Here is a 7,165-nt window from a genome sequence, read left to right as displayed (position 1 = left end):
CTGGAGAAGTTCGGCGTCGAGCTGATCGGCGCCGACCGCGAGGCCATCGAGATGGCCGAGGACCGCAAGCTGTTCCGCGAGGCGATGGACCGGCTGGGCATCGAGAACCCCAAGGCCACCATCGTCACCGCGCCCAAGCTGCCCGACGGCCGCCACGACCTGAAGGCGGGTGTCGCCGAGGCGATGGAGGCGCTGGAGCATATCGGCCTGCCGGCGATCATCCGGCCCGCCTACACGCTGGGCGGCACCGGCGGCGGCGTGGCCTACAACCGCGAGGACTACGAGCGGATCTGCCGCAACGGGATGGACGCCTCGCCGGTGGGCACGCCCATCGGGTCGACGTTCTCGATCGAGCAGATGATGATGGCGTTGTCCGCGCGGTCGCGCACCACCTCCATCTCGAACTCCTTCCAGCCCAGCAGCGACTCGTCGATCAGGATCTGGCCCACCGGGCTCGCCTCGAGCCCGGTGCGGCAGATGCGCTCGTAGTCCTCGCGGTTGTAGGCGACGCCGCCGCCGGTGCCGCCCAGCGTGTAGGCGGGGCGGATGATCGCCGGCAGGCCGACATGCGCCAGCGCCTCGGCCGCGCGCCGCAGCCCCTCGGCGATGTCGGGCTTGCCCATGGCGCCCTTGGGCGCCGTGATGATGGTCGCCGTCGGGCTCTCCAGCCCGATCCGCTCCATCGCCTCGCGGAACTTCTCGCGGTCCTCGGCCATCTCGATGGCCGCCCGGTTGGCACCGATCAGCTCGACCCCGAAGCGGTCCAGCACCCCCATGTCGGCCAGCGCCATCGCCGTGTTCAGCCCGGTCTGCCCGCCCATGGTGGGCAAGAGCGCGTCGGGCCGCTCGCGCTCGATGATGCGGGCCACCACCTCGGGCGTCACCGGCTCGACATAGGTGGCGTCCGCCATCTCCGGGTCGGTCATGATCGTGGCCGGGTTGGAGTTGACCAGGATGACCCGGTAGCCCTCCTCCCTGAGCGCCTTGACCGCCTGGGTGCCCGAATAGTCGAACTCGCAGGCCTGCCCGATGACGATGGGCCCCGCGCCGATGATCATGATCGAGGAGATGTCGGTCCGCTTCGGCATGGGCTCTCCGTGGCGCGCACTCACCGGCGCCGGCGCGCACCCGCGTCCGGCGTGGCCGAGGGCGTTATAGCGATCCTGCGGCGGCGCGCAAGAAAGCCCGCACCGCCGCACCGGGCGCCTCGCGCGTTCACGGAACATTTGCAAATTTCACTTTTTTCTTCAGTGATTCGGTCGCCATACTCCCCGCGTGACCGCTCAGGAGGGCGCCATGGACGAGATCCTCCCCGGCAAGGTGCTCTCCGAGCTCCAGCACGCCGAGGTGAACAGCCGCAGCGCGCGCAGCCGCCACCTGGTCGTGGCCGGCCCGCGCAAGCACCGGGTCCTGGAGCTGACCCATGCCGGCTTCGTGATTGAGGCCGACGGCCTGCCGCATCTGCGCGGCTATGTCGACATCCTGCTCGACGAGGAGCGAATCAGCCGCCGCCTGGCCCAGTTCGCCTGGGCCCGCGACGGGCTGGTGGGCTACGAGTTCAAGCACGAGGGCGGCGGCCGCGAGGCCCCGGCCGACTACGAGAAACCCGCGCAGGCCGGGCTGATCGGCGGGCCCGACGGAGAGCAGATCGCGTGACCCGCCTGCTGGTGCGCGCCCTCGACCATCTCGTGCTGACCTGCGGCGACGTCGAGGCGACGGTGGCCTTCTACGGGCGGGCGCTGGGCATGCGGGCCGAGACCTTCGCCGGCGGCCGCCGCGCGCTTTCCTTCGGCGCCCAGAAGATCAACCTGCACCAGGCCGGCGCCGAGTTCGCGCCCCGGGCCGAGCGCCCGGTGCCGGGCTCGGCCGATTTCTGCCTTCTCTCCGAGGTCCCCGTCGCCGAGATCGCGGCGCATCTGGCCACGCTCGGCGTCGTGGTGATCGAGGGGCCGGTTGCGAAGACCGGCGCCACCGGGCCGCTGAGCTCGATCTATTTCCGCGACCCCGACGGCAACCTGGTCGAGGTCGCCAACCCGGCCTGAGGGCCCGCCGCGCTCAGTTGGGCTTCAGGCCCTCGGCCGCGCCGCCCTGGCCCGCCTCGCCCTGGCCCGCCTCGCCCTGCATCTCGGTCATCTTCTGGCGGTAGAGTCCGGCGAAGTCGATGTTGTCGAGCATCAGCGGCGGATAGCCGCCATCGCGCGTCACGTCGGCCACCACCCGCCGGGCGAACGGCCACAGCTGGCGCGGGCACTCGATGAACAGGATCGGGTGAATGTGGCTCTCGGGCGCGTTCTGGATCAAGAACACGCCGCCATAGTCCAGCTCGACCAGGAAGCGCGTGCCTTCGGGCGTCACCGCCTTGGCGGTGATCTTCATGTTGAGCCGGTAGTTGTCCTCGCTCATGTGGCCGGCGTCGAGGTTGACCGAGACCGAGATGTCCGGCTGGCCGTGCGCGGGCGTGCCCTGGATCACGCCGACGTTCTCAAACGACAGGTCGCGCACGAATTGCGCCAGGATCTGCACGTCGGGCATCTGCAGCTCCTGGTCCTGACCCGGGTTCCCACCCTGGGCGTTCCCTTCGGGCGACGGCGGCTTGCCCGCGCCCTGATCTCCGTTCTCGGCCATCGATGCGCTCCTCTCGGCGGCGGCAAAGGTCTGGCCGGCGCCTAGCAGATCACGCGGGCGAGGGCAATCGGGCCCGCATGGGCATCGGTTGGCTCGAAATTCCAGCGCTCACGGTCCTGGGCACTCTGGCGTGCCAAAACGCGCATGCGTGAATAATCGAGCTCCCTCCGTGAATTCCATCATCAGGTCTGCGGCGCGCAATCGCCGGACAATCCGGGCCGTTTTGCCGCACGGAAGCGTCGTCAGGTCAGCTGGCTCCTTTTCCAGACGCATTTTCCAGATGCATTTCCCAGCTACGTTTCGTCTTCGTAACCGGCGGCTTGCTGCTTGCAAGACCCGCGCGGATCACGTTCGATACGGCTTGGTCCCTGCCTCCGACGGCCGGGTTGTCGGCGGGTGCAGATTTCAGACCAAGCCACTAGCCGCGGGCGCTCCACGCCCCCCAGCCGCGGGGTGCCCCACACCCTCCGCTGCCCCGGCCCCCGAGCCGGGGCCTCATGGCAGCCGTGACCCGGCGCCGACGCGCCGGGCGCATGCGTGAAAATCGCGCCTCGCGCAGACTGGGTCCTTCCCTGGAGCAGCCGCCCGGCCCTCAGCGCAGGCGCCCGCCATCGCCGCGCCCGCCGGCCTTCTCCTCGCCCTCGTCCCCGTCCGGGTCGACCACCTTGTACTCGCCCTCGACCGTGCCCGGCCCGGCGCCGCGACCGCCCCCGTCGTCGCCTCCGCGCGGGCCGCCGTGGCTCACCACCGTGATCACCCGCTTGGCCAGGAAGCGGATCACGGCGGCGCGCACCTGCGGCACCAGGAGCGCCAGCCCCACCGCGTCGGTGAAGAAGCCCGGCGTCACCAGCAACAGGCCGGCGGCCAGGATCAGCCCGCCATGCGCCAGCGGCCCGGTCGGGTCCTCGCCGCGTTCCAGCCGCTGGCGCAGCTCGCCCACGGTCGCCAGCCCCTGCACGCGCATCAGCGTGGTGCCGGCGAAGGCGGTCAGCAGCACGATCGCCAGCGTCGGCCACAGCCCCAGCCAGCCGCCCACCTCGACGAACAGGGCGATCTCGATCAGGGGCACGATGACCAGCGCCAGGAAGATCGGCATGTCGCGCGTTCCCTCTTTAGCGGGGCTCCGCTCCCGGCGGGCCCGGTCTGCCGCGGGGGCCCGGCCCCCGCTGCGCCGCATACATTTGGGCCCGGCGCATGGACTCGGGCCGGCCGGCCCCTTACATAAGGCCGAGGATGGAACGATGCCAGCGGGCAGGAACCGGCGGCACGCCAGCGGCGGCTCCGGGGCCGCTGCTCGGCTGCGACGCTTCAAGGCAGCGGCCGGTGGCCGGCCGGAGGCGAATACGGGGCGAACCCGGGGCGCACCCGGGGCGAACCCGGGGCGAATGTGAGCGACGGCGATGGGCACCTCGGTGATAGAACTTCTGATCCTCTTTGCGATCGCCGCCTTCGTGCTGTTCCGCCTCAAGTCGGTGATCGGCACGCGCACGGGCTACGAGGCGCCGCCCGACTACATGCGCCGCGAGCACGCCCCGGCCGAGGGCCACGCGCTGCCCGCCGCCAAGGCCGACGCGCCCGAGGAGGACCCCGGCCTGAGCCGCCCGGTGCCCGAGCATGCCACCCGCGCGCTCGCCCAGATGCGCGAGGCCGAGGCCGACTTCAGCCTCTCGCGCTTCGTCGACGGCGCGCGCGGCGCCTACGAGATGATCCTGATGGCCTACGAACAGGGCGACCGCGAGACGCTCGACGATCTGCTCGCGCCCGACGTGCGCGACGCCTTCGAGTCCTCGCTCGCCGAGCGCGAGAAGAAGGGCCTCAAGGTCGAGTCCCGCTTCATCGGCGTGCGCGACGTCCGCCTCGAGGCCGCCAGCTACGACCCGCACAACGGCGAGGCCGAGATCACCCTGCGCTTCGTCGGCGAGATGATCACCAGCGTGCGCGACCCCGAGGGCCGCGTCGTCGAGGGCGATCCCAACGAGGTGCGCCGCCAGACCGACGTGTGGACCTTCTCGCGCCGCATGGGCGCCGCCGACCCGAACTGGCTGCTCGCGGCCACGGGCGAGTGAGCCGGCGCCGCCGACCCCCCCTCGGGCCGGAGGACCGGGCGCTCTGGCGCGCCGTCATGCGCGACACCGCGCCCCTGCCGCCTGGGCGGCGCGGCGCACCCCCGGCGCCCGGGGAGAGCGCCGGCGCTCCGCAGGCCGATCCGGCTGCGCTCCGGCCCACCCCGCCGCCCGCGCGTCCCGCCGCATCCGATCCGCCCTTGAACCCGTCCCCCCTGCCGCGCCCGCTCCGCCCCGCCGCGCCCGGCCAGCGGCTGCCGCCGGTGACCTACGACCTCGCGCCGCCGCCCGTGCCGGCCCGCGCCGGCCCGACCGCGCCGGGCCTCGACCGCGGCGTCTCCCGCCGCCTGCGCAACGGCCGCGCCGAGCCCCAGGACCGCATCGACCTGCACGGCATGAGCGCCGAGCGGGCCCACCGCGCGCTCGAGCGCTTCATCGCCGGCGCCGTGGCCCGCGATCTGCGCCTCGTGCTGGTGATCACCGGCAAGGGCGGCGCCCGCACCGGCCCGGGCGCCCAGGCGCCCTTCACGCTGCCGCCGCCGGGGCTCCTGCGCCGCCAGGTGCCGGGTTGGCTGCGCGCCGGCCCGCATGCCGGCCGCATCGTCGGCATCTTCCAGGCCCATCCGCGCCACGGCGGCGCCGGCGCCATCTATGTCTATCTGAAGAAGCGCCGCGAGGCCCGCGGCCGCCCGTCCCCCGAAAGCTAGACCCCCGGCCCGGCCGCCGCGATGTCGCGCAGCACGTTGGCCTCCAGCGACATCTCCTCCAGCCGGTGCTTGACCACGTCGCCCAGGCTGACCATGCCGACCAGCTCGCGCTTGTCCACCACCGGCAGGTGGCGCACGCGCCGCTCGGTCATGATATGCGCCACGCGGGCGATGCTGTCCTCGGGCGTGACGGTGATGACGCTGCGCGTCATCAGGTCGCCGACGGTCATGCTCAGCGCCTGCGCGCCGTGCTCGGCGATGCCGTAGACCACGTCGCGCTCGGAGATGATGCCCGCCAGCTCGCCCTTCTTCCCGGTCACGATCATGGCGCCGACGCGGGCCATGCGCATGCGGTGGGCGAAGGTGGCGATGCTCTCGTCCGGGCGGACGGACATGACCCCGGGCACTTTGCCCTTCAGGATTGCGGCGACCTTCATCCTTGCTCCTCCTGGATACGCGCCCTCGCCTCGTGCGCTTGCGGCGCGGGGTCCGGGCAACCTGCCTTCCGGCCCACCCTAGCGCGATCGGCCGCGCCTTTCCACACCGCACCGATCACGCCTGCTCGGGCCCGTCGACTCTTACAGCCTGAATATAGGAGTTAACGCAGCCTTGACACGGTTCCGTCCCATTGCGGCGCAGTTTTACCTCTGCCGCGACTTTCGTGACATTAACGGAACTCAAATCCGGCAATGTCATGCTGCGCCGCTTGCCGCCGGGGCCCCACGATTGTCGTCCGAAATCCTCGGGTCACCCCCCCCGGTGGGCGCGGAGATCCCCAGATGAGCGATACCCACACCGGCGCGCCCGCCGCGCCTGACGTCTGCCAAGATGTCTCCCAAGATGTCTCCCATGCGGTGGAGACCCTGATCGCCGAGGCCGAGGCCGCGAGCGCCGAGATCGCGCGGCTGCGCGACGCGCTGGCCGCGGCCGAGCTCAGGCGCCGCAAGCTGGTCACCGCGGTCGACGCCGCGGCGCAGGCGCTGCCGCCTCGTGTGCGTGAGCGCCACGGCCCCCGCCTGACCCGCCTGGCCGAGACCCTGCGCCCCCCGCGCGGGCGCAAGCCCGACAGCCGGATCGAGGCGGTGGTCGAGCGCCTCGGCGTGCTCGCCCATTACGGCGAGGAGCACGTCAAGGTGGCCGAGATGCACGCCCATCTCGAACGCCTGGGCTACCACGCCCTGCCGCACGGCTACGCCTCCGACACGCTGGCGCGCCTGGCCGAGCGCGGCCTCGTCGTCAAGGTCTCGCACGGCCGCTACCGCGTCAACGACATGCACCCCGAGCTGGTCGCCCTGCGCTTCAAGCTGCTCGACGCCGAGGTGGCCAAGATGGACGCCCGCGACGCCGAGCTGCGCGAGGCGGAAGCCCGCGGCCGCCGGCTGGCCCGCGCCCGCTAGGGCAGGCGGCTCCGCCGCCCGGGCGCCATCGGTGGCGTGGATAGGGCGAGAGGGTGGGTCGGGCCGGCCCGCCATTCAACGAGCTTCACGCGCTGATGGTGCGGGCCGGCCGGCTCGCGGCTAGTAGTTGATGGCCGGACAGATTGGATGGTATAGGAACATCGTGGGAGACAACCCAACCACGAAAATGCCGAAAATGAACGCACGCACGAGATAAAAAAATATTATGAAAATCAAATCCCTGTATGTTGAAAACTATAAATCATTACGCCATGTGTCTTGGGCGCCGGGCGATGTATCAGTGATAGTCGGGGCCAATGCTTCCGGAAAGAGCAATTTGGCGGACTTGTACGACTTTATCTCAAGTCTTTAT

At 71.2% G+C, this 7,165-nt stretch carries 9 protein-coding genes and 2 pseudogenes; 7 read left to right on the top strand and 4 right to left on the bottom strand.

Annotation, left to right across the window (positions count from 1 at the left end; all coding sequences use genetic code 11):
* Positions 1 to 51: 51 nt before the first annotated feature.
* Positions 52 to 261: pseudogene (locus AC32QD_RS11755) on the top strand (ATP-binding protein); the annotation flags it as partial.
* A gap of 47 nt (positions 262 to 308) precedes the next feature.
* Here the strand turns inward: AC32QD_RS11755 and AC32QD_RS11750 are convergent.
* Positions 309 to 1,088 (bottom strand): annotated as a pseudogene (locus AC32QD_RS11750) (carbamoyl phosphate synthase preATP-grasp domain-containing protein); the annotation flags it as partial.
* A 208-nt stretch (positions 1,089 to 1,296) separates the two neighbouring features.
* Between AC32QD_RS11750 and AC32QD_RS11745 the strand changes: the two are divergent.
* Both AC32QD_RS11745 and AC32QD_RS11740 read left to right on the top strand, forming a co-directional pair.
* Positions 1,297 to 1,656, top strand: coding sequence for a hypothetical protein (locus AC32QD_RS11745; protein WP_492010690.1), 360 nt, complete (start codon positions 1,297 to 1,299; stop codon positions 1,654 to 1,656).
* Entirely contained in the window at positions 1,653 to 2,042 is a 390-nt protein-coding gene (locus tag AC32QD_RS11740) for a VOC family protein (RefSeq protein ID WP_492010689.1), read from the top strand. The genes AC32QD_RS11745 and AC32QD_RS11740 overlap by 4 nt, the downstream gene beginning before the upstream one ends.
* Positions 2,043 to 2,055: 13 nt before the next feature.
* Here the strand turns inward: AC32QD_RS11740 and secB are convergent, their stop codons facing one another.
* On the bottom strand, positions 2,056 to 2,625 hold the full coding sequence (secB, locus tag AC32QD_RS11735) for a protein-export chaperone SecB (RefSeq protein WP_492010688.1): 570 nt from the start codon (positions 2,623 to 2,625) through the stop codon (positions 2,056 to 2,058).
* 592 nt (positions 2,626 to 3,217) lie between these two features.
* Entirely contained in the window at positions 3,218 to 3,721 is a 504-nt protein-coding gene (locus AC32QD_RS11730; RefSeq protein ID WP_492010687.1) for an FxsA family protein, read from the bottom strand.
* A gap of 304 nt (positions 3,722 to 4,025) precedes the next feature.
* Between AC32QD_RS11730 and AC32QD_RS11725 the strand changes: the two genes are divergently transcribed.
* Positions 4,026 to 4,691 (top strand): Tim44/TimA family putative adaptor protein, encoded by a 666-nt coding sequence (locus AC32QD_RS11725; RefSeq protein ID WP_492010686.1) that lies wholly within the window; start codon positions 4,026 to 4,028, stop codon positions 4,689 to 4,691.
* Between the two features lie 197 nt (positions 4,692 to 4,888).
* Positions 4,889 to 5,395 carry a Smr/MutS family protein gene (locus AC32QD_RS11720; RefSeq protein WP_492010685.1) on the top strand — a complete coding sequence of 169 codons (507 nt, stop codon included), beginning with the start codon at positions 4,889 to 4,891 and terminating at the stop codon, positions 5,393 to 5,395.
* On the opposite strand, the gene AC32QD_RS11715 is transcribed toward AC32QD_RS11720, so the two are convergent.
* Positions 5,392 to 5,832, bottom strand: coding sequence for a CBS domain-containing protein (locus AC32QD_RS11715; protein ID WP_492010684.1), 441 nt, complete (start codon positions 5,830 to 5,832; stop codon positions 5,392 to 5,394). The two genes, AC32QD_RS11720 and AC32QD_RS11715, sit on opposite strands and share 4 nt — an antisense overlap.
* A gap of 342 nt (positions 5,833 to 6,174) precedes the next feature.
* Here AC32QD_RS11715 and AC32QD_RS11710 point away from each other — a divergent pair, with 342 nt between their 5' ends.
* On the top strand, positions 6,175 to 6,792 hold the full coding sequence (locus AC32QD_RS11710) for a hypothetical protein (protein WP_492010683.1): 618 nt from the start codon (positions 6,175 to 6,177) through the stop codon (positions 6,790 to 6,792).
* Positions 6,793 to 7,018: 226 nt separating this feature from the next.
* On the top strand, positions 7,019 to 7,165 hold a 147-nt coding region (locus tag AC32QD_RS11705; protein ID WP_492010691.1), incomplete at its 3' end, for an AAA family ATPase.

Source organism: Thermohalobaculum sp., assembly GCF_058622915.1.
Note: the sequence above shows the minus strand (reverse complement) of the source record. Positions and strands in the feature narration are given on the sequence as shown.

Coding starts and splice junctions, on each gene's coding strand:
- AC32QD_RS11715 (WP_492010684.1), bottom strand. CDS start 5,832: ATGAAGGTCGCCGCAATCCTGAAGGGCAAAGTGCCCGGGGTCATGTCC.
- secB (WP_492010688.1), bottom strand. CDS start 2,625: ATGGCCGAGAACGGAGATCAGGGCGCGGGCAAGCCGCCGTCGCCCGAA.
- AC32QD_RS11725 (WP_492010686.1), top strand. CDS start 4,026: ATGGGCACCTCGGTGATAGAACTTCTGATCCTCTTTGCGATCGCCGCC.
- AC32QD_RS11730 (WP_492010687.1), bottom strand. CDS start 3,721: ATGCCGATCTTCCTGGCGCTGGTCATCGTGCCCCTGATCGAGATCGCC.
- AC32QD_RS11745 (WP_492010690.1), top strand. CDS start 1,297: ATGGACGAGATCCTCCCCGGCAAGGTGCTCTCCGAGCTCCAGCACGCC.
- AC32QD_RS11710 (WP_492010683.1), top strand. CDS start 6,175: ATGAGCGATACCCACACCGGCGCGCCCGCCGCGCCTGACGTCTGCCAA.